Source organism: Syntrophobacter fumaroxidans MPOB, from assembly GCF_000014965.1.
Classification (GTDB): Bacteria; Desulfobacterota; Syntrophobacteria; order Syntrophobacterales; family Syntrophobacteraceae; genus Syntrophobacter; species Syntrophobacter fumaroxidans.
In genome coordinates this window covers 1,418,298-1,437,679 of record NC_008554.1, presented here as the reverse complement: position 1 = coordinate 1,437,679, position 19,382 = coordinate 1,418,298, and the positions used below count along the sequence as shown (strand labels likewise).

General features: G+C 59.0%; 18 protein-coding genes. 5 read left to right on the top strand and 13 right to left on the bottom strand.

The features are described from left to right. The first annotated feature begins 141 nt into the window (after window positions 1-141). A complete protein-coding gene (locus SFUM_RS06030; protein ID WP_011698023.1) occupies window positions 142-588 on the top strand; it encodes a cache domain-containing protein in 447 nt (148 codons plus the stop codon). A 165-nt stretch (window positions 589-753) separates the two neighbouring features. Here the strand turns inward: SFUM_RS06030 and SFUM_RS06025 are convergent, their stop codons facing one another. Next, on the bottom strand, window positions 754-1,644 hold the full coding sequence (locus SFUM_RS06025) for a universal stress protein (protein ID WP_011698022.1): 891 nt from the start codon (window positions 1,642-1,644) through the stop codon (window positions 754-756). Window positions 1,645-1,657: 13 nt separating this feature from the next. Further along, window positions 1,658-3,115: a sodium:proton antiporter gene (locus SFUM_RS06020; protein WP_011698021.1), complete on the bottom strand. Its 1,458-nt coding sequence runs from the start codon at window positions 3,113-3,115 to the stop codon at window positions 1,658-1,660. A gap of 916 nt (window positions 3,116-4,031) precedes the next feature. Between SFUM_RS06020 and SFUM_RS06015 the strand changes: the two genes are divergently transcribed. Beyond that, window positions 4,032-4,556: a hypothetical protein gene (locus SFUM_RS06015; RefSeq protein WP_011698020.1), complete on the top strand. Its 525-nt coding sequence runs from the start codon at window positions 4,032-4,034 to the stop codon at window positions 4,554-4,556. A 125-nt stretch (window positions 4,557-4,681) separates the two neighbouring features. Here the strand turns inward: SFUM_RS06015 and SFUM_RS06010 are convergent, their stop codons facing one another. The 3 genes from SFUM_RS06010 to SFUM_RS06000 all read right to left on the bottom strand — a co-directional run bounded on the left by SFUM_RS06010 (window position 4,682) and on the right by SFUM_RS06000 (window position 7,482). Further along, window positions 4,682-5,368: an MgtC/SapB family protein gene (locus tag SFUM_RS06010; protein WP_244148099.1), complete on the bottom strand. Its 687-nt coding sequence runs from the start codon at window positions 5,366-5,368 to the stop codon at window positions 4,682-4,684. A 302-nt stretch (window positions 5,369-5,670) separates the two neighbouring features. After that, window positions 5,671-6,285, bottom strand: a complete 615-nt coding sequence (locus SFUM_RS06005; RefSeq protein ID WP_011698018.1) for a helix-turn-helix domain-containing protein — start codon at window positions 6,283-6,285, stop codon at window positions 5,671-5,673. A gap of 429 nt (window positions 6,286-6,714) precedes the next feature. Further along, the gene (locus tag SFUM_RS06000) at window positions 6,715-7,482 is read right to left on the bottom strand and encodes an RluA family pseudouridine synthase (protein WP_011698017.1); all 768 of its coding nucleotides are present in this window, start codon (window positions 7,480-7,482) and stop codon (window positions 6,715-6,717) included. 118 nt (window positions 7,483-7,600) lie between these two features. On the opposite strand from SFUM_RS06000, the gene rsmG reads away from it, so the two are divergent. Further along, window positions 7,601-9,097 (top strand): 16S rRNA (guanine(527)-N(7))-methyltransferase RsmG, encoded by a 1,497-nt coding sequence (rsmG, locus tag SFUM_RS05995; RefSeq protein ID WP_011698016.1) that lies wholly within the window; start codon window positions 7,601-7,603, stop codon window positions 9,095-9,097. A gap of 58 nt (window positions 9,098-9,155) precedes the next feature. Here rsmG and SFUM_RS21475 read toward each other — a convergent pair whose 3' ends face one another. The 8 genes from SFUM_RS21475 to SFUM_RS05955 form a co-directional block, all read right to left on the bottom strand. After that, complete coding sequence (locus tag SFUM_RS21475) at window positions 9,156-9,704, bottom strand: OmpA family protein (RefSeq protein WP_011698015.1); 549 nt, start codon at window positions 9,702-9,704, stop codon at window positions 9,156-9,158. A 709-nt stretch (window positions 9,705-10,413) separates the two neighbouring features. Beyond that, complete coding sequence (dsrP, locus tag SFUM_RS05985) at window positions 10,414-11,571, bottom strand: sulfate reduction electron transfer complex DsrMKJOP subunit DsrP (protein ID WP_011698014.1); 1,158 nt, start codon at window positions 11,569-11,571, stop codon at window positions 10,414-10,416. Between the two features lie 10 nt (window positions 11,572-11,581). After that, window positions 11,582-12,364 carry a sulfate reduction electron transfer complex DsrMKJOP subunit DsrO gene (gene dsrO, locus SFUM_RS05980; protein ID WP_011698013.1) on the bottom strand — a complete coding sequence of 261 codons (783 nt, stop codon included), beginning with the start codon at window positions 12,362-12,364 and terminating at the stop codon, window positions 11,582-11,584. Further along, window positions 12,364-12,777 carry a sulfate reduction electron transfer complex DsrMKJOP subunit DsrJ gene (dsrJ, locus tag SFUM_RS05975; protein WP_011698012.1) on the bottom strand — a complete coding sequence of 138 codons (414 nt, stop codon included), beginning with the start codon at window positions 12,775-12,777 and terminating at the stop codon, window positions 12,364-12,366. The genes dsrO and dsrJ overlap by 1 nt, the downstream gene beginning before the upstream one ends. Continuing rightward, window positions 12,764-14,383 carry a sulfate reduction electron transfer complex DsrMKJOP subunit DsrK gene (gene dsrK / locus SFUM_RS05970; protein ID WP_011698011.1) on the bottom strand — a complete coding sequence of 540 codons (1,620 nt, stop codon included), beginning with the start codon at window positions 14,381-14,383 and terminating at the stop codon, window positions 12,764-12,766. Before dsrK ends, dsrJ begins: the two co-directional genes overlap by 14 nt. Before the next feature lie 8 nt (window positions 14,384-14,391). Beyond that, window positions 14,392-15,384 (bottom strand): sulfate reduction electron transfer complex DsrMKJOP subunit DsrM, encoded by a 993-nt coding sequence (dsrM, locus tag SFUM_RS05965; protein ID WP_011698010.1) that lies wholly within the window; start codon window positions 15,382-15,384, stop codon window positions 14,392-14,394. Between the two features lie 42 nt (window positions 15,385-15,426). After that, the gene (locus tag SFUM_RS05960) at window positions 15,427-15,963 is read right to left on the bottom strand and encodes an RsbRD N-terminal domain-containing protein (protein ID WP_011698009.1); all 537 of its coding nucleotides are present in this window, start codon (window positions 15,961-15,963) and stop codon (window positions 15,427-15,429) included. A gap of 385 nt (window positions 15,964-16,348) precedes the next feature. Continuing rightward, a complete protein-coding gene (locus SFUM_RS05955) occupies window positions 16,349-17,251 on the bottom strand; it encodes a formylglycine-generating enzyme family protein (protein WP_011698008.1) in 903 nt (300 codons plus the stop codon). A 512-nt stretch (window positions 17,252-17,763) separates the two neighbouring features. Here SFUM_RS05955 and SFUM_RS05945 point away from each other — a divergent pair. After that, on the top strand, window positions 17,764-18,225 hold the full coding sequence (locus SFUM_RS05945) for a MarR family winged helix-turn-helix transcriptional regulator (protein WP_011698006.1): 462 nt from the start codon (window positions 17,764-17,766) through the stop codon (window positions 18,223-18,225). A gap of 234 nt (window positions 18,226-18,459) precedes the next feature. Continuing rightward, complete coding sequence (locus tag SFUM_RS05940; protein ID WP_011698005.1) at window positions 18,460-19,251, top strand: DUF169 domain-containing protein; 792 nt, start codon at window positions 18,460-18,462, stop codon at window positions 19,249-19,251. Window positions 19,252-19,382: the final 131 nt, after the last annotated feature.

Below are 19,382 nucleotides of genomic sequence, written 5' to 3'. Positions count from 1 at the left end.
CGAGATTTATCGTTTAATTAAAGATAGTTATGACTGCGGCACATCTTGTGCTCTCCATGGAACCAACGGGACCTTTCAGCGCCTTGATCGGTTGTTGGGTGCCGCGCGGATTTGCAGACCAACAAGCAAAGGAGAGCGGAAATGAACACTCGTGAGCGTGCGGAGGCAAGAGACCTGGTGAGGAAAGCCGTCGCGTTCTGCGAAGATGCGGGCAGGGGCGCGGCTCTGGCTGAGATTGCCGACAGGAACGGCCAATTCGTCCGGAATGGTTACTACTCCTATGCATTGGACCTGACGGGAACGGTTTTGGCCCACCCTTTCGCTACCGAGCTGACGGGCCGCGATTGCATCAAGCTTGAGGATTCCAATGAAAAACCTTTCATTCGAAGGATCCTCGATATCGCGAAGAGCAAAGGTTATGGTTTTGTCGACTACCTATGGCATAGACCCTCTTCCAGGGAGGAACTCCGCAAGACCGTCTACCTGGAGCGCGTGGAGGACATGGTTTTTTGCTGCGGGTTCTATACCACCGAGCAGGATTATCTGGTAAGCCTTTTCAAGTGTTATGATTATGCAGGTCCGATGTGACGGGAGGTCGTCCGGAAATATTGGCCCCCGGATGCGGTTGCCGGGAACCCGCGACGATTCTCCGATTCGCGGCGGACGAGAGGAGAGAGGCCCGCGGGGTCGGGCTCCGCGCCTTCTCCGCCTCTGTGGCAAAGCAGGCGTGGAGAACGACGCCTGCAATCCACGCTACGGGATCAGCAGGGTCGGAAGTTCCGACGCCTGGGCCACCTCCTGGGACAGGCTGCCCTGAAAAAAGGCTTGGATCCGGTCTTTCGCGGTGGTGCCGAGAATGGTCATGGTGGAGTTGAGCTCGTCGCTCAGCCGTAGAATTTCCGAGACTTTGTCCCCGGCGGCAAGATGCGGCTCGCTTTCGATCCCCGCCTGCCTCAGGATTTCGCACAAGCGGTCGAGGCGGTTCCTGCTTTCGGCTTCGATCCGTTGCCATTCCGATGCCCCCTGATCCTTGGATATCTTCACCTCCTCGACATGGACCAGGTCCACCTTCCTGACGGCATGCTTGAAAGCGATGATGAACTGCAGGGCATGTTCCGAAGGCAGGGACCAGTCGGCGGCAAACAGCGGCCGCTGAAAGGGATGCTCATTGAGACGTTTGATGCATTCACCCTCCGTGTCGCAGATCACCATGTGTTTGGTGACGAAGATGGGTATCTTCCTGGTCCTCCTCATCAATTCAAGCGTGTGGGAACCCGCGAAGATCCTTTCGATACCCGTCCGCCGGGTGCCGCCGCACGCGATGAGGTCCACCCGCTCCGCTTCCGCAAGCTTCATGATTTGCGGCACGGGATCTCCCACCTCGATGACGACCTTTACTTTCACTCCCGCCCTGGCGAGGTCATCCCGCCAGTCTTCGAAGCGAATCCCGGCTTCCACGCGCAAGCGCTCTGCCTCGTCTTTCAGGTAGCCTCCATACGCCACAAAAGCCACCTCATCGCGCGGAATAATATGTGTCAGAAGGATCTCCTCCAACCCGGCCAACTTGAGATCCAGGAGGGATTTGAGCGCCTCGAGGTTCATCTCGTCGAATTTCGTGGCAAACAAAAGCTTCCTTATGTTCACGGAAATTCCCTCCTTATTGGAAGAAGATAAGGGTGACCAAAACGAAAGTCGTGCACAAAACGGGAATAGAATACTTGAACATGTACCCGAAGAAGCTCGGCATGGGGGTCCCCGCTTCCTCGGCAATGGATCTTACCATGAAGTTGGGCGCATTGCCGATGTAGGTGTTGGCTCCCATGAAAACCGCTCCGCACGAGATGGCCTTGAGGTAGATCGCGTTCTCGGCGATAAACCGAGGCACCGCCACTGACTCCGGCATTCCCGGGTAGAATCTGCCCAGCGCGGTGCTGAAGAAGGTCAGATAGGTGGGAGCATTGTCCAGGAAGCTCGAGAGGATTCCGGAGGCCCAGAAAAAGTGGGCCGGCTCCCTGACGGCCTCGATGACAAAATCCGCCGCGCCCTTCGACCCGGCCTTGAGAACAAGGAGGCACGGCACCATGCTGATGAAAATACCCGCGAACAGGTATCCGACCTCCAGGATGGGAGCCCAGGTGAAGTCGTTGTCTTCCCTGACATTCGTTGCCGTTGTCAGGAGCGACAGAATTCCCATGAGGACCAGGATCCCGTCACGAACCATGTCCGCGACGGTACAATGAGCGCCGAAAATATCGACCGAACCCCAGTCGGCCAGCCCACTCATGAGAACCGCCCCGACAATGCCGGCCAGAAACAGGAAATTGAGTGATCCGTCCAGGCGCAGAGGCTCCTTGGCGTCTTCTTCGACCGGCGGGGTCACGCCCTCTTTCTTGTACATGTAGAAGTCCAGGAGAAAATACATGCCCAGAACGATCGCAACCACCACCAGCATTTCCGGGAGGAGGTTGAAGGTCCAGGTGAAGGGGACCCCGTGGAGGAATCCCAGGAACAAGGGCGGGTCTCCCAGTGGGGTCAGGCAGCCGCCGATATTGGCCACCAGGAAAATGAAAAAGACCACCATGAAACTACGGTTCCTGCGGTAGTTGTTGGCCCGCAGAAATGGCCGGATCATCAGCATCGCCGCCCCGGTGGTGCCCATCCACGAGGCGAGCACGGTGCCGATGAGGAGCATGAAGCTGTTCACCGCCGGGGTTCCCCTAAGCGTTCCCCGCAGGAGGATGCCTCCCGAGACCGTAAAGAGCGCCCAGAGAAGGATCATGAACGGCACGTAGTCGGCGATCATCACGTGGTAAAACTCAAATCCCGCCGTCCCGCCGTACGCCGCCACCATGGGGATGGCGGTCAACAGCGACCAGAAAACGGCGACCTTCCCGAAATGGTGGTGCCAGAACCTCGGCATGAAAAGGGGCATCAATGCAATGGACAGGAGCATTCCCACAAAGGGCAGCCCGCTGTAGATGGGGAGTCGCTCGCCCAGGCCGCCTCCGTCGCCGCCACCCGGCCCCGATGCCAGCGCCGGCGACGCGGTTCCTGCCAGACAGAGCGACAAGGATATCAGCGAGAAAATGAACGTCAGCCGTTCTCCACGATGCATCGTCTCTCTCCTCATTCGGATTCCCTCTTGTTCCTTGACGGGATTCGACCCAAACACAAGCCGACTTCCGAGTCGAATGTTCCCGACGGATCATCGCGACGTGATTCCGGGCATGTTTCCTTCGCCGCGGAAGATCTTCGAGCAAGAGGCATGCCATCACGGGCGGCGCATTTTCACAACATGAAGCCCCCGGCCGGTTCGTCGCCCCCTGCAATTCCGCCGGAAGCTTGTGGGAATGGCGAGGGATCGCTGCGCGCGTCGTTGTCGGCAGAGCGCATTGGTGTCAACACGAGAGGACGTGAAACATCCGCCCGTATTCGCTCCTTCCGCTTCCCGCAAAGGTGCCGCGCGGCTTCTGATATTATCTGCCGAGCCCGGAACCCCGATCGAGGGGCCGATCGACGACAATCGGCCGGAAGTGGAAGAAAACCGGCAGCCGTCGATGTGGATTCCCGTCACAAAAAACGGGGCGAATATCCCCGTGCGGTTAGAGCAGGTGCCAACGAACAGGGGGGCTCATTGCCCTTCTCGTGCGGGGTTGACCCGCGTCCCAATCCTTTTGCCATGTTTGACCGTGGACTTCAACCCATTCTCCTCCCGCGACGGTTTCCACCGAAAAAAGGGGGAATGCACCCGACCGGGACTCGTCCGGCGCCACCAGCCCCCTGGTGTGCGTTGCGAGCAAAGATCGCTTGAGATTTTCCGCATCGAGGAATAGTATCGAAACATTATCGCAGGCGTTCTGCCCGGGGAGCGATCCGGTGGATACGGGCCGGTGTCCTGGTTGAGGATCGGGTGCGGCTCTCAGGCTTTTCCGGGCATGAAGCGATGAGGTCGCTTTCCCGTGCGTCACACGGCTGCACGGTTTCGGGGGAGGTCTCTTGGCACTGGCGAGGGAGAGGGAGAGGGGGCTTTCATGAAATTGGCCAGGACGGTTGTTTTGTGCGTTGCGGCTGTCGTGCTTGTGTCTTCCTGTCAGTACATGACGTTGCGCAAGTACATGACGACGGGAGACGTGAGATTGACCCGCATGCAGATGCCCGATGTGGTGAGAGAAGGTCTTCCTTACGATGTGCGGGTGTCGTTTGACGCCGAATTCACTCCCCAGTTCAAAAAAGCCTGCTTCCGCTGGGTTGCGGAAACCATGTCCGGCGTATCGCCGGCACTCTACTATCACGCGGCTCCGGTAAGCAGCAATCAGCCGATAGGATCCCCCGGGTCCCAGTGGCAGAATGAAGCGGCCGAACAGTCTTCGCCCGAGCTTTGCGTCGGGCCCGAGAACATCCGAACCAACGTGCCGGGTGAGTTGTACGTCAGGATTTACCCAAAGGACCTGCAGCCGGGAACCAACAAACTGGTGGGATATTTTGAATACGTGCAGGATGGTGAGGTGTTCACAACGAACAAGGTTTCAACCCGCGTCCTGATGGGAGACGAATAAGGCGGCCGGTCCATGCCCCCCGGGACCGTAGTCCCGCCCTGTCTCGAGCGCGGCGGCGGGAGATCGGTGCCGCTCGGGTGGCGCAAGCCGGGGTGCCGTGCCGGTGATAAACTTTCCGGCACCCCTCAAGGCACATCGCTTTCTTCCCACGCTATTTCCCTCAGGCCGGGCACTTCTCGTTGCAGTTTTCCCACGATCATTCCGAAGCGAGCATTTCCCTTGCTGCTCAAACGCAGGCGATAGGTGACCGTCTGCGAGGCGATGTGGTGCCTGTAATTGATGAAGATCAAATTGAACTCGGGAAACTCGGCGATGATACGGCGTATCTTCTTGAGGGGCTGTTCCGAGCTGAAACAGGTCAGGGTAAGCACGGTGAACTCGTCGTGGGCGAAGACGATTTTCAGGAAGCGAAGATTATAGAGGATGAGCAGGCTGATGAGCGTCGTGTAAATTGCGGGAAGCAGGTACCCCGCGCCGACGGCCAGGCCGATTCCCGTATTGAGCCACAAGCCCGCGGCCGTTGTGAGACCCCTCACCGTGCCTTTGCCCTTGATGATGGCTCCGGCACCCAGGAAGCCCATGCCCGCGATGGCGTAAGAGGCGATCCTGCCCGGATCGACACGCACGACCGAATTGATGTCGAGATCGATGAAAAGCTCTTCCATGTGTAAGGAGAGCATCATCATGAGGCACGAACCCATGGCAACCAGCAGGTTGGTTCGCAGCCCGGCGGACTGCCCATGGGATTCGCGTTCGAAACCGACGGCTCCCCCCAGAAGGGCGGCAAGCACGAGCTTGCCTAAACAGATCAAGGATTCCTGCCAGTCGAACATCTCTCACCCATGTCCCGGACACCGCCCGCCATATCGACTTGTGCACCCCTGCACCCACCCCGGGGCACGTCCCCGACCGCGATGCCAATAGAACGGCAAGACGGAACGCCGATCGCTTCTTCCGGGAGAATATCGGAACAACGCAATGCCGTCCCCGGCAGAATCTCCCGGCCGCCGTCTTGCGCATCGGCATGTTGCGGCAAATCCGCAACGGTTTCCAGGGATGAATCAAAACGCCCAAAGTCGGAGGATGGCGCGAACGCCCGAAAATCCCGGGGATGTCAGTACGCGTGCCGTTTGCACACCACGGCGAGTGCCCGGGCCGTTTCATTGCCAACACGCCTGAAACTGTGGCTGAGCTCGGATTCGATATAGATGCTGTCGCCGGGGTCTAAGGTTTCCACCCGGTCGAGAGTCCTGAACTCGACCTGTCCTTCCATCACATACAGGAACTCCTCTCCCTCGTGGCTCAGGAAGACCATCTCCTCCTTCTCCTGGGTCGGAAATTCCACGAGAAACGGTTCCATGCTCTTGTTCGATTTCTTGGTCTCCAGAGCGGTATAAATATAATGAACCAGCCCCTTCTCCTGGTGAGGTCTCCTGTCCAGGCGCACGCGCTCCTTCTTCCTGGTGATGGCGATCCTGTCGTCTTCAACGCTTTCCTGGAAAAAATGCCCCAGGGCCACCTTCAAAGCCCGGGCAAGCCTGAACAGCGTCGCCACCGGAGGGACGACCTTATTGTTTTCGATTTGTGAGAGGAACGGTTTGGAGAGGCCCGTCTTGACGGCCAGGTCCTGAAGTGTCAGATGATTCTTCTGCCGGAGCTCCCTGACTTTGTTCCCGATGTTGAAAGCCTTGACCGCAATGCTGATGTCTTCGTCATTTGTCTGTACCATTCACTTGTCCCCAATGTCTTCACGGTCCCGATACCCGAACGTGCAGCGCCTCAGCAGGGAAAATCGACGTTGGGCCCATTCGACTCGGCTGATTCTAAACTAAGTTTCACCGGATAAAAACACAAAAAGGGCGGCAGCTCCGGGGCGTGCGGCAGAGGTTTCATACAATTTACCTGGAAAATAGATTCCCGGGTGAGTCTGTTTTCATGCTTCGCGGGTGACGCCGGCGCCATGGGGAATTCCGTTCGGGATGACAGCATTGGGCGGGAGAGGGCATAAAGCCCTCCCCTTGTCTGACGGGCACATCGATCCGTAGGGGCGGGCTTTATGCCCGCCCGCGTCACCTCCCGATGGGCAGGTGTTGTGTCATCTTGAACGCACCTCGGTTTCAGGCCCCTGGCTGAGACCGAATCACGCATCCCTTCGGGCTCACATCGAGGTGCCTGAACCGGGATCGAGCAATGGTTCGAGCTCGGACCAGTTCCAGGGGGGGGCACCCGTCTCCTCGCGGGTGGACGGCCAGGGCCAGGATTGGGGCAAAGGGCAGCGCAGCAGCAGGCTCTCTTTTCGAGTGGGGTGTTCCAGTTCGAGTTGCGTCGCGAAGAGTGCCACCTGCCGGCCGGGCAGGGGAGCGGACGCACCGTACCGCAGATCTCCGAGGATGGGGAAGCCCAGGTGGGCGAGCTGGAGGCGGATCTGATGGTGCCTTCCGGTTTCCAGTTCGATTTCCAAGAGGCTCCGGGAGCCGGCCACATCCAGCACCCGGTAGGACAGCCGGGCTTCCCGACTTCGCGGAGTCGCTTCCGCAACGATGACGCTGGACCGTTCGTCGTGCCTTTCAAGCTGGTTCACCAGGCGGCCGGCGGAGGGTGTGACGTCCCCTTCCGCGACGGCAAGATAGTGCTTCCGAATCCGGCCCGAACGGAATTGCGCGCTGATTCTGGCCGCTGCTTTGGATGTGCGGCAAAAGAGGACGACGCCGGCAACAGGTCTGTCCAGCCGGTGCACCATGGCGAGAAATACTTTGCCGGGCTTCCCACAGCACTCCTTGAGCCATTTCTTGCCGAGATCGAGGAGCGACGCCTCCCCGGTCCGATCTCCTTGAACGAGCAGGCCCGCTGGTTTATAAAGACCGAGCAGGTGATTGTCTTCGTAGATGATCGGCCACAGAGGGTGGTAAAAGCATTCTGTCTTCATAGTCTCCCGCGACACGACATCGACGGCCGGCGCTCCGTTCCGCGAAGGCGATACGCTTCGCCGGTGCCTTGGACCGGCGTCGGCATGATGTGTCCTCAATGCGATCAGGAGCCGGTTGATGCGAAATGGAACCATCCGCTATCCGGGAAGCGACGCCGCCCCCGGTCCCGACGAGATGTCGGCGATACTCAGGCGCTGCGGGATCCGACTTGCTCCGGCCCGGATCGGGCAATTGTGGACATATCATCAACTGCTCAGGGAATTCAATCCCGAACTGAATCTCACCCGCATCCACAATTTCGCCAACATGGTGTTGAAATTGTACGTCGATTCGTTACTGCCGATGAATCTGGTCGAATTGCCGTCCCCGCTGATGGATCTCGGGACCGGCCCGGGGATGCCCGGAATTCCCATCAAGATCGCGATGCCCGAGCTGGAGATCGTGTTGGCGGAGAGCAGGCAAAAGAGAGCGGCGTTCCTGAAGATGGCGGTGGAACGGCTGAAGCTGGAGAAAGTGGAGGTTGTCGGGAAGAGCGTCGGGTCAAGTTTTGAGGTTCCGGTCAAAGGCGTGATCACTCGGGCCGTGGAAAGCGTCGGGGCGACCCTCGAGCGGATCGCGGGGTGCCTGGACAGGGACGGGCTGGCGATCTTCATGAAAGGACCGCAATGCGATGCCGAGATCGGCGAAGCACTGAAGCGGTTTCGGGGCGAGTACCGGCTGTGGCGGGACATCCATTACACCATTCCGCACACTCGCAATGAGAGGCGGCTGGTGGTTTTTCAGCGCCTCGGCCCGCCAACGCGGATTCGAAAAGAGACGGCGATGAAGCGACACGGTTTCAGGAAAATCGAAAGTGAAAACAACGATCTCTATCGGGACATTCGGAAGCTTTTGACTTCACGCGGGATCCGCAAGCAGCAGCGGGCATTGGTGTCGGGATCGAAACAGGTTCACGAGACCCTGAGGGATTTCCCCGATGATTGCCTGGCATGGATCGCTCCAGGCCAGGAGATGCCTCCCCCGGAAGGTGCACCGGGGCACATGAGCTGGTATCAAATGGCTCCCGCCCTGTTCGAGACCCTCGATGTCTTTGGGACGCGAACCCCGCTGCTGCTGATCAAGGTCGGGGAAATCGAAACATGGGACCCCGTGGAGGGGTTCCCGGCGGGATGCAGTGTTCTGGTACCGTTTCAGGACCCGGAAAACGTCGGAGCGGTCATTCGATCGGCGGCGGCATTCGGCGCCGTTCAGGTGATCCTGCTCCGCGAGAGCGCACACCCATTTCATCCCAAGGCATTGAGGGCTTCGGGAGGTGCCGTCCTTCGGATGAAGCTTCGAAACGGCCCGCCGTTGGAGAACCTCCCGGAAAACCTCCCCATCCTGCCGCTCTCGGCGGAAGGGCGGGACATCACCCGGCATGTTTTTCCGGCCGCCTTCGGTTTGCTTCCCGGTCTGGAAGGGCCCGGACTCCCTGATAACTGGAGGCGGAAGTCCTTTGCCATTCCAATCTGCAAGGACGTCGAATCGCTGAACGCGGCCACTGCCGCAGCGATCGCACTGTATGCCTGGTCTCGGTCCGGGTCGCAGACGAAGCACTCCCCAGCGCCGGCGTGAGGTCCTCCGGACCCGTCGACGGCGGCGGCCGACCCGCAGACCGCCCCGGGTTCAGGCGCTAGAGCGGCGCTATGGTGATGGTGACCCGCCGGTTGGTTCGTCGGCCTTCATCGGTAGCATTGGTGGTGAGCGGCTTGGAATCCCCGAAACCGCGCGCCCTGATCCGGGCGGGATCGATGCCTTTGCCGACAAGAACGTCCCTCACCGCCGTGGCCCGGGATTCGGTGATCTCGTGGTCGTATTTTTCGGAACCGGTGCGGTCCGTGAATCCGTCCACCTTGATGGATGTTGCGGGATATTTCGCGAGAACCTCGGCCACGGGAGCGATTCGAGCGGGCGCATCCGGTTTCAGTTCCGTTGAATCGTCAGGGAAAAGGACGCCGCAATTGAAGGTGATGCACAGCTTGTCCTGCTCCCTTTGGATGCTCGTACCGTCGGCACGCGTCATTCGCTGCACCAGCTCGGCTTCCTGCCGCTCGATGTAACCGCCGGCGGTGGGTGCCAGGGACTTGTTAGCGTCCTTGGAAGATTCTCCGGGCATAAGGGAAGCGCAGCCGGACATCATGAAGGCGATGCATGCGAGCAAAACGAAGCAGTTGGTTCTCAAGGTGAATCTCCCCTGTATCGCGCTGCCCGGATGATTGCCGGGCACGCCCCTTCGAGCCCGCTTCACCCCCGCAAGACCTCGCCCGAGTCGCCATGCCCGGCGCCGCGTCATTTCCGCGAAAAGGCACCGTGTGACCTCGACAGCGAGCCGGCGCGTGCTCTCTTCCCCGCAAGAGAGTGGTATTGCGCGGACTTCCACAAAAAAACTCATACCAGATTCCTCGGGCAAAAACAATCGAGCATCTGTGCGAGGCCCGGGGTCAAACCTACACTTTTCACTTTTCGCGAATATGCCGCAGGCAGGGGGATGCGGGGCTTTCGAAGTCCTGGCGCCGACAGGAAGGAAAAGAGTGGCCGGTCGCCGTGGGGAAGGCAGCGGGGATTTTATGCCGAGGTGCGTTCAAGGTAACACAACAACCGCTTGGCGGGGGGGGCGCGGGTAGGGATAAACCTTGCCATTACGGACTGTTACGCCGATCATACGTAGAGGCGGGCTTTATGCCCGCCCGCCCGACGCACCCATCTTGAACTCAATTCCCCGTGGCGCCTGCGTCACCACAAGGCATGCAAACAGTTTCACCCGGGAACTTATTTTCCAGGTAAAATTGTATCAGGCCGGACTTTGAATCCGGGTCCGGGAAGAAAAAGGGCTCATGCGAACGCATGAGCCCTTGAACGATACCCGGATTGAAACAATCAGGGGCCGCCGGTCAGGATGCGACTTCCTCCTTCACGGTGACCGCGATCTTGTAAAGTATGGTCAGGATGAAAAAGCCGGTCGCCCACACTCCCAGCGCAATCATCAACTCGGGAACGGTCGGCACGTACTCCCGGACCTGGTCGAACGGGTTGGGAATGAAACCGGCGACCACGAGACCCAGACCTTTCTCGAGCCACATGGAGAAGAAGACCGCGGCGCAGGCGATCTTCAGGGTGTATTCATCCTTGCGCGTCTTCGGATTGATGAGGAGCACCAGCGCCACTACGGCCAGGATGGCAAACAGCCACATGAACGGGACGAGCTTGCCGTGGCCTTCGAGTCCCACGAACAGGTAGAGCAGCGAGTGCATGTGGGATGGAATGCTGCTGTAGAAAGCGGTAAAGAATTCCAGGCCCACGAAGAACACGCTGATGATCATGGCGTACGTCACGATCTGCGACAGCTTGTCGATGGCTTCCTTGCCGGCGTCGAACTTGGTGTATTTCTTGAGGAAGAAAGCCAGCAGGATCAGCAGGGCGGGACCGGAACAGAACGCCGAGGCGAGAAAGCGGGCGGCCATGATGGCCGTCAACCAGTAATGCCGGGCCGGAAGACCTGCGTAAAGGAAGGCCGTAACCGTGTGGATGCTGACTGCCCAGGGGATGGAGAGGTAGATCAGCGGCTTCACCCAGCTCGGATAGTGCACGCCCTTGCGTTCCGCCTCGAGCACATTCCAGCCGATCAGGATGTTCAGGAAAAGGTAGCCGTTGAGGACGACCATATCCCAGAACAGGACCGAATTGGGTGTCGGATAGAACAGCACGTTCAACATGCGCATCGGTTTCCCGAGGTCGACAATGATGAACAGGAGGCACATGGTGACGCAGGCGACCGCAAGGAATTCCCCCAGGATGGTGATCTTGCCGAACACCTTCACATCGTGCAGGTAGTAAGGCAACACCACCATGACCGCGGATGCGGCCACGCCGACGAGAAAGGTGAACTGGGCGATGTAGAATCCCCAGGAAACATCCCTGGACATGCCCGTGATGGTCAGACCCTTGTTCCACTGGAGCAGGTAGGCGGCAAACCCCAAACCCATGATGATGAGCAGTCCGCCCAGCAGCTTATAGTATTTTTGACTCCCGGTAAATGCTCGTTCAAGCATAAGCCACCCCTCATACTATGTAATAAACGTTGGGCTGAGTCCCGAGTTCGGGTTTCCGCCTCATGGTGAATCGCTCCGCGAGAACCTTCCGCACGTTGGAATTCGGGTCCTCGACGTCCCCGAAGATCAAGCCTCCAACTTTGCAGGCTTCGACACAAGCCGGAAGCAGGCCGACTTCGAGTCGTTCCGTGCAGAAATTGCACTTCTCGACCACGCCGCGTTCTCTGGTCGGGAAACTCATGTTGAGCTCCGTCTGGATGTGCGGACGCGGATCCTGCCAGTTGAAACTTCTGGCCCCATACGGGCAGCCGGCCATGCAGTAGCGGCAGCCGATGCACCGGTGAAAGTCCATCATGGTGATCCCGTCCGGGGACTTGAAGGTGGCCTTGGTGGGGCAGACCCTCACACAAGGGGGATTGGCGCAGTGGTTGCAAAGCATCAGGAAGGGCTTTTCCTTCATTTCAGCCGGGATGAATTCGTTTTCCTGGCCGGTGAAGGCGTGGTTGAACTGCTCGGGCCAAATCCACTTGATTTCTTCCTGCTCGTCCTTGATATCGGGGACATTGTGCACCGTGTGGCAGGCAAGCACGCAGTCCTTGCAGCCCGGTTTGCCCATCTCCCAGCATTTCTTCATATCCACGACCATGGCCCATCTTTTTGCGACCAAACGCCGGGGATCAGAGGAAAATGCGGGCCCCTTTTCCTGGGCGAGCGCTTTGACAATCGGCAGGCTTCCCAGCCCCAGAGCACAAACACCGCCGATTTTCAGAAAGTTCCTTCTGTTGCTTTCCATCACTTGTTCTCCTTCGGGGCAATATGACAAGTCCAGCAGTAGGGCGTTGCATTCAGCTCCAATCCCGCGTACGTATGGCATTGGTCACAGAATTGAGTCTTGTTCGAATGGCATCTCATGCATTCGTTCTGAAGACTCATGGTGTACTGCTTTCCGTCGGGCGCGGTGTAGACCCTGATCCCGTTGCGGACGACCTGGGTTCTCCAGTCGTTGAGTATCTGCATGTGCTGGGGGCGCATTTCTTCTTTGGACAGAAGGCACTTCTTCTCCGGCATGCGCTCGATGACCACGGTGTCGATCTTGGGTTGCGGCGGCGGAGCGGCTTTGCCCATGTTGTACCACAGCGGGAAAGTCGCCATGCAGACAAAGATGATCAGCCCGGCGAGTATCGGTTTTGCGTTATACATCTTCATCGTCTACCTCCTCCATTCCAGGCAGGGGCTCACCGCGGAGATCGGTGGTCCTCTCCGTTTCGCCCTCCATCACCAGGGCGTTGCCCACGAGCTCATGAATGCCGGTGACCCCGACGTCCGGCACCCAGTAGTTCATCGACGCAGTGAGGACCGCTCGATCGATGGCGCAGATGCAGGCGAGCATGTTCACGTCGTGCTTGTCGTGAACGTACTTCACGGCATTGGCCCTGGGGAGTCCGCCACGCATTCTCATTTCCATGAATTCGTCCGTGTTCAGACCGGAACCGCTGCCGCAGCAGTACGTCTGCTCCTTTATCGTCTCGGGGGGCATTTCGAAGAAGTTGTTGCACACGTTGTTGATAACGTAACGCGGCTCATCGAAAAAGCCCATGCCGCGGGCGGGGTTGCACGAGTCGTGATAGGTGACCCGCAGCCCGTCGTTGCGGCTTGGATCGACCTTCAGCTTGCCGTTCCGGATGAGGTCGGCGGTGAATTCCACGATGTGGATCATCTTCGTCGACTTGGCGTTGTCGAAGACGGTGCCCGTGATCGGCGATTTCGGGACTTCGAGGAAATCGGCGGGACCGTTCATGGTATCCATGTATTGGTTGATGACGCGCCACATATGGCCGCACTCGCCGCCGATGATGTATTTCACGCCCAGCCGCTTGGCCTCGGCGTACATCTTGGCGTTGAGCCGCTTCATCATCTCGTGCGACGTGAACATGCCGAAGTTGCCGCCCTCGGAGGCGTACGTGCTCCAGGTGTAATCCAGGCCGATTTCGTGGAAGAGCATCAGGTAACCCATGAGGGTGTAGGTGCCCGGGTCTGCGAACACGTCTCCGGACGGAGTGATGAAGAGGATTTCCGCGCCTTTCCGGTTGAAGGTGGGTTCCACTCTCACCCCGTTGACCCCTTCGATTTCGTCGACGAAGAAATCGATCATGTCCTTGAACGCATGCGGTTGAATGCCGAGATGGTTGCCGTTGTGGAAACAGTTGGCGGCAGGGCCGACGATCCAGTCGATATTGAGCCCGACAAGATTGAGCAGTTCCCGGCCGATCATGGTCACTTCGGCGGTGTCGATCCCGTAGGGGCAGAAAAGGGAGCAACGGCGGCATTCCGTGCATTGGAAGAAATAAAGGAACCATTCTTTCACCACGTCGATGGTGAGCTCCCGGGCGCCGGCGATTCTGCCGAGGATCTTTCCCGCCTGAGTGAATTCCTTGCGGTATACCGATCGGAGCAGCTCCGCCCGGAGCACCGGCATGTTCTTCGGATCGCCCGAGCCGAGGTAAAAATGGCACTTGTCCGCGCACGCCCCGCACCTCACGCAGATGTCCATGAAAATCCGCAGAGAGCGGTACTTGTGCAGGCGTTCGCGCAATCCCTCCAGGAGGATTTGCTTCCAGTCCGAGGGCAGCTTCCAGTCTTCATCCGCGGGAGACCATTCGCGCGGGTTGGGCAGATCCAGCGCTTCAAGGTTCTTGATCTTCCCGGGGTAGCACCAGGTCCCCGGCTTGAACTCGACCGGGGTATCCATCCACCCCGTATGGGGGAACTTGTGTGCGATTTCCAGTTCGTTGGGTTTAGGAACCTTTGCCATCGTCGTCTTTACTCCTTTTCCACTGGTAGGCCGGCCTCTATCATCTTATCCCTGAAATGATCCTCGTATTCGGCGTAGGTATGGACCTTTACGGGATAGTTCCACGGATTGATGTGCCTCTTGATGCGGCTGTCATTGGGCAGGTTCCTCGTGGGGCTGAGAAATACGCCGCCCAGGTGCATCAGCTTGCTGAAGGGGAAATAGGCAATCAGCGTGCAGACCAGGAAGAAGTGGATGTAGAAGAGCACGCCGATTCCTTCCGGCACAGCCGGACGGAAAGTGACCAGGTTCATCGTCAGTTCCTTGACCTTGAGCAAGTCCAGCTTGAGGAAGTAGCGCATCAGGATGCCCGTGACGCCCACCGCCAGGAGGAGAAAAAGCGGAAAATAGTCGGCGGCAAGCGAGATATAACGCACCTGGGGAATCACGACCCGGCGGATGAAGAGGTAGGTCACGGCGACTACAAACAGCATGTCGGTGATGTAGACGCCGGGAAGCCCCAGTTGCAGGATGCCGTCCATCCTTTCCGTCAAATGCACGAAGCCCGGCACCGGCTCGGCGAAAAAGCGCAGGTGCCTGACAAGGATCAGGAGGAACGAGTAATGGAAAGCCAGCCCGGCCAGCCAGAGCCACTTTTCCCACTGGTAGACGAGCTTGGGGCCCTCCTTGAACTCGAACTTGGTGTTGCGGAAAAGAGAGCGGAACAAAAGCACCTCGAGTGCCATCCTGCCCACCGTCTGGGCGACGGTCGTCGGGTTGTCGAGCTTGTTTTGTTTGATCCACGGCAAGGACTTCTGCTGCCCCCCTGTGGTGGGAATGCGGAAGGGGACCGGGGTGCTCGCCCATTTCAGGACCTTGAAGATCACCCCGCCCAGGAAAAAGAGGATGGCTACGTACGGGACAATGACCCCGAAAACATAGTACAAGCCAGCCGCCTTCACTCCCAGGAATACAGCCAAAACGAGCGCTATCACTAAGAGTAAAGAAAATTTCATGCCCATTTACAATCCCTCGTTTTTGAAAAGTTAATTCAACCGACGGCACTATTGGTTCGGGTCAGGCTTGCGCTCCGGGAGCTCGGCAATGAGGTTCGCCCGTTGCAGAAGCCTGTAAGTCCGGTTCTTGACCTCGTTGATCCGGACTTCACTCAATTTCTCTCGGCACTGCATATAAATGTCAAAGGCGAGAAGTGCCAGTCCATCCACCTTTGCGTCGAACGCCAGGATTTCCTCCGGTGAAACCGGGTTCTCCCGGCCCTCTTTGCGAACCGCCTCGCGGGCGATCCGCTTCAAAAGGAAGATGAAGGCAACAGCCTGGGAGGGAATGAAATCCTGGATAGCCCTGATTCGGATGATCTTGTCCAAAAGCGGCGCCATTTTTCCAGGATCGTTTCCGCCGAGCAGTTCATCGAAAATTTCGCGGGTTGCATGACGGAGCGTATGCCCGACGGGGTTGGCGAATTGGCTCTTTTCTCTGGCAAGCAACTGTGCAGTCTCCGGAGGATACGTCTCCGCGATCATCTGGAACCACTGCTGCACCAGCGTGCCTTTTCCCTTCAACAAAATCGACTCGAGATTCATACCCAGGATGTCCTCGGACGGCCGCATCGGCCGTCATCTAAACAATTGTTCTTACTGCCGATTCCCGATCGCTCCATCCCCCCTCTCACATGATTTCAAGCACCCCAGGACATAAACCAAGAGTGTGCAAACTGCTCAGTGGCCGGATTGTGCATAATTGGCGTGAATACGGCACGCTAATCCAAACGTAATTCCATGTCAAGAACGAAACCGAGCCATATCACAGAATTGAAACAGGTTTGCGACGGTCGTCCTCCTCATCGATCACGGGGGGGCAGGGAGGCCGAGCAAAAGGCGAGTGCTGAGACAGCGCTGCAAGGGCCGACACGTTCCAGTCCTGTCAAAGTCAATCTTTATTAGCACGAAAAGCCTATCCTATCAACACTTAAGGTGCGCGCATCAAACGAAATCCCACATCGTTGCCGCGACGCTCCGGCACCTGCAGCGTCTCTCTGGCGGCGCAGCCGCGCAGACCCGGCCCGCTGTTCCATCCATTGCCGCGGACCACCCGGATCGAATGCTTCGCCGGTACGACTTTGTTCATTGCATGGTCGGACCCGGTTCCGGAAATGCACACATCTTCGCACCATTCCCAGACGTTTCCCACCAGGTCGTACAACCCGAACCGGTCAGGCCGCAGGCTGCCGACCGGTGCCGTGTGGACGTGACCGTCCCGGCACGCGCGGGTTTTCCAGGCAGGAAAGGACTCCAGGGCGGTTGCATCGGCGACGTTGGCCTGCCGGCACACGGATTCCGCATCCGGCGATGATTCGGCTGACTGCCGATCGCCGCATGCGTATTCCCACTCCGATTCCGTGGGCAACCGAAAATGCTCCCGATTCTTCTCCGAGAGCCACTTGGCCATCGCCTTCGCATCGTTCCAGGAGACGTTCACCACGGGATGACGGTCATCCTGGGGAAATCCTGAGTTCCTCCAGTCCTGTCCGGCCCTCTTTTCCCACTGTCCGGAGTACGCCCACGAAAAGCCCTCCCTTTCGGCGTCCGTGCGGTAGCCCGTCGCCTCGATGAAAACTCTGAACTGTCCGCGGGTGACCTCGTGTATTCCGAGCCAAAAGCCGCCGGTGCAGAGGGTTGAAGAAGAGGATCGGCCGGTGTCCGCGGGACAACGGAATTCGAAACACCCGGCAGGTATCCGGACGAATTCCATGCCGGTGAGCGGTTCCTTCCATGTGATGCTGCCGGGTTGGGCCGCTGCGGATTCGATGAACGCCGAGAGGCCGATCCAGAAACAGAGCGCGCCGACGAACGAAGCAATGAATCTTTTCATGAGAATCCAGTCGCCATGGGGAATTCGTGATCGTGGCCCAGAATGCGTAGAGGGCGTCTTCCGTGTTTACCCGCCATGGCGGCCGGAGTCAAGCGGCGCGGTTCGGGGGAAATCCCGCAAATGCCCAAACGCTGTCGCGCGGGCACAAGACAAGCGATCCCCTCCGAAGCGGGCGCGGCGCCGAAAGGAATCGGCGGATCCGGGGAAGCGAAGGAAGGCTTGTGCCGCCGGTCCCTCCATCGGTTCTCGGGAGCCGGAGGGGCATCGTATCGGCTTTCCGGTCGCACGGCCCGCTCCCTGCGCACGGCATCTCGACAGGCCGGTTGTCGACGGGATCCGCGCGGGGTGCTCCGGGGGGGCAGCGGGTTGATGCAGCGCGGAGCGGCGAAGTTTCCGGTTGACGGGAACGGCCTGCGTGTATATACACGTTATGGGCCGGCTTCATTCACCGAGCCTCATCCGGGGTGAAGCCAGGTCCGAAGCCCCACCCGCGGCGCACAGGAGAGGACGACATGAAACCGTCTGCTACGGACACTCCGGATCATGCCAGATGTCTCGAAATAGGGCGGACCTGCGCGTGTTACAGCCTGCGGAAGGCCGCCCGCGCCGTCACCCGGCTCTATGATGATTTCCTGAGGCCCTCCGGCCTCAGGGTCACCCAGTTTTCCGTGCTCATGACGGCCAGAATCCGCGCCCCGATCACGCTGACCCGGTTGGCTCATCTCACGGTCATGGATCGCACCACCCTCACCAGAAATCTCAAGGTCCTCGAAAAGAAGAAGCTCATCAAGACCGAACCGGGAGAAGACCGCAGAGAGCGTCAAGTACGCCTCACCGACCTGGGGGAGGAGAAGCTCGTTGAAGCCATACCCCTGTGGGAGGAAGCCCAGTCCCGCATCACAAGCGGTCTGGGAGAGGAGCGCATGGATGGTTTTCAAAGGGATCTCCTGCGGGTTGTCTCCCTCGCCCGCTGAGAGGAACTCCCTGCACCGCGGCAGACGCATCGGCTTTTGCCTGGTCGAATTGTATCCTTCGGACAGGGTGCGCGAACCAGATCAATCCCCGACCGGGCCGCAGTCCCGGGCGGCTGCGGGGGGGGGGGCGGGTGATGACTGCCTGCCGGGACAAGAATTGACCCGGCCGGAGGAGTGGCTCACCCCGGTGGGAGAGTCGCTGTGGAGTTTCCCGGAACCACAAGGAGAAGGTCCATGAACCAAAAAAATTTCAGCGAAGCGGCGGAATCCGTCCGCAACGATCTCAGGCTCAAGACATTCCCGGTTGCCGCAAAGTTTCTCGAGGAGAAAAAGGGATATCCCGAGAAGACTTGTTGGCCTTCCACGACCCTGGGGAAGCGAATCGCACTTTGCCAGGGGGTCACCATGGCCCGCAACTACGGCTGGACCGTGGGGATCGGAAGGGAGGACCTCGTCTGCGTTCCGGCAGCCATCGTGTTCGGTATGAGCGACGCATCATCCCCGCCGGCATCGCTTGGGCGGCTTTTCTGCGACACAGGGTTTTCCTCCGGCGAATCCACGGCCGAAAAAGAAGCGGCATCGATGAGCCGGTTCGAGAACGGAGAAATCCGGGCCGTTCTCGTCGCGCCTCTCGCCAGGACCGCGTTTGAACCCGATACGATAGTGTTCTACGGCAACCCGGCCCAGATGATGCGCTTCGCCCAGGCATGGTCGTATGTCAGGGGAGACAGGGTTCCCGGCCATTTCGGGGGGAAGGTGGAATGCGACGAGTACCTCATAGCTCCCTTCAAAACGCAATCCGCGCGGATGGTCCTGCCGGGAAACGGGGAACGGATTTTCGCGGCGACGCAGGACGACGAAATGGTGTTCGCCATTCCCGGCAGCGCTCTGACGGATCTGATCGAGGGACTGAAGGCGGCGGGGAAGGCCGTGGGAGCGCGCTACCCGGTGACTCCCTACCAGAACTTTCAGCCCGATTTTCCAAAGGCGCACAAGAAGCTCGGCGCGGAAATCGGGGTCCTGTAGTCGGAGAACCTGCGGGATGGGAGAAACGCGACGGGACGGCGCGAAAGCCTTTCTTTGCGGCCCGCAGACTGAGCCGTGTGCCGGCAGGTCTTTTCCCTTCAGGGCTTTGTAAGGCCATGGGGAACGGGACA

Coding starts and splice junctions, on each gene's coding strand:
- SFUM_RS06020 (WP_011698021.1), bottom strand. CDS start 3,115: ATGCATCGTGGAGAACGGCTGACGTTCATTTTCTCGCTGATATCCTTG.
- SFUM_RS06000 (WP_011698017.1), bottom strand. CDS start 7,482: ATGAAGACAGAATGCTTTTACCACCCTCTGTGGCCGATCATCTACGAA.
- dsrP (WP_011698014.1), bottom strand. CDS start 11,571: ATGCTTGAACGAGCATTTACCGGGAGTCAAAAATACTATAAGCTGCTG.
- dsrM (WP_011698010.1), bottom strand. CDS start 15,384: ATGGGCATGAAATTTTCTTTACTCTTAGTGATAGCGCTCGTTTTGGCT.
- SFUM_RS06030 (WP_011698023.1), top strand. CDS start 142: ATGAACACTCGTGAGCGTGCGGAGGCAAGAGACCTGGTGAGGAAAGCC.
- dsrJ (WP_011698012.1), bottom strand. CDS start 12,777: ATGAAGATGTATAACGCAAAACCGATACTCGCCGGGCTGATCATCTTT.
- SFUM_RS05945 (WP_011698006.1), top strand. CDS start 17,764: ATGAAACCGTCTGCTACGGACACTCCGGATCATGCCAGATGTCTCGAA.
- SFUM_RS06015 (WP_011698020.1), top strand. CDS start 4,032: ATGAAATTGGCCAGGACGGTTGTTTTGTGCGTTGCGGCTGTCGTGCTT.
- SFUM_RS06005 (WP_011698018.1), bottom strand. CDS start 6,285: ATGGTACAGACAAATGACGAAGACATCAGCATTGCGGTCAAGGCTTTC.
- SFUM_RS05940 (WP_011698005.1), top strand. CDS start 18,460: ATGAACCAAAAAAATTTCAGCGAAGCGGCGGAATCCGTCCGCAACGAT.
- SFUM_RS05955 (WP_011698008.1), bottom strand. CDS start 17,251: ATGAAAAGATTCATTGCTTCGTTCGTCGGCGCGCTCTGTTTCTGGATC.
- rsmG (WP_011698016.1), top strand. CDS start 7,601: ATGCGAAATGGAACCATCCGCTATCCGGGAAGCGACGCCGCCCCCGGT.
- dsrK (WP_011698011.1), bottom strand. CDS start 14,383: ATGGCAAAGGTTCCTAAACCCAACGAACTGGAAATCGCACACAAGTTC.
- SFUM_RS05960 (WP_011698009.1), bottom strand. CDS start 15,963: ATGAATCTCGAGTCGATTTTGTTGAAGGGAAAAGGCACGCTGGTGCAG.
- dsrO (WP_011698013.1), bottom strand. CDS start 12,364: ATGGAAAGCAACAGAAGGAACTTTCTGAAAATCGGCGGTGTTTGTGCT.